At 57.1% G+C, this 921-nt stretch carries 2 protein-coding genes; both read right to left on the bottom strand.

The window, feature by feature from the left end:
* A partial coding sequence (locus ACOCD2_RS22385; protein WP_419588670.1) for a hypothetical protein occupies positions 1–192 on the bottom strand: 192 nt, incomplete at its 3' end.
* Between the two features lie 3 nt (positions 193–195).
* Positions 196–921: N-6 DNA methylase (locus tag ACOCD2_RS22390; RefSeq protein WP_419626151.1), on the bottom strand; the 726-nt coding region annotated here is incomplete at its 5' end.

The raw sequence follows: 921 nt of genomic DNA on the forward strand, positions 1-921 counted from the left end.
GAGAGCGAAGCGAAGGCTGGTAGTCCCCAGTAGCCGCGAGGCCGCACTGCTTACCCGTCGTGCGCATGGCGCCAGAGGGGAAGCAAAGTAGGCATCCAAACGCGGCGTCCAGTCATTGGGAGCCAAGTACGGAGCAGCAACGAGCTTGCGAAGTTGTTGCGTAGTGCTTGGTGACCAGGACGTCTGGGGCACCAATTAGGTTGTCAAAGGCCGAGTCGATTTTGGGGACTGGGATGTCCCAAAATCTATCACGAGGTCGAAGACACGCTTGTGCGCCGCAGTCATACAGCAACAGGTGATATCCAGGTCGATGGCGTAAAGACCGCACCGGCTCAGTCCTCCCGGGCCATGGTCGGCGTAAATCTGCCGGGCAAAACTCAACAGCATCACGCCAGAGCCGCAGCAAGGTTCTAGGCAGGTCAACAGCCGGTCTTTCGGCAATTTAGCCTGGTGTCCGACCATTTTGGCCATCATGTCCGTCACTACCTGCGGGGTAAAAAACTGTCCTAGGCCGCTTTTAGTGGAGCGTGATGCCAGGTCCATGTAAATCAGGCCAAAAAGGTCGGTATAAGGCGTGCAGTCGAAAACGGCCTGCGCGTATAATTTGCCCAACTCGCGCAGATCGGACAGGGCGTCACGGGGTGGCGGGTACTGCTTTTCCTGACCGGTCAAATCAGCCAGCACATCATCAATCATCCAGCGTAGCCATTCGGACGCGCTGTTCTTGTTTGACAGGCGGTCGATAATACCGGTGATGATGCGATGGTCAACGTGAACATATTTAGGTAATGCAGACATAGCGGACGCTGCCAGCCATGGAGAGCGAAGCGAAGGCTGGTAGACCCCAGTAGCCGCGAGGCCGCACTGTTTTCCCGGCGTGCCTTGCGCCAGAGGGAAAACAAAGTAGGCCTCCGAACGCGG

Origin of the sequence: Thiolapillus sp. (genome assembly GCF_048562965.1) — a bacterium.
Taxonomy (GTDB): Bacteria; Pseudomonadota; Gammaproteobacteria; order Chromatiales; family Chromatiaceae; genus Thiolapillus; species Thiolapillus brandeum_A.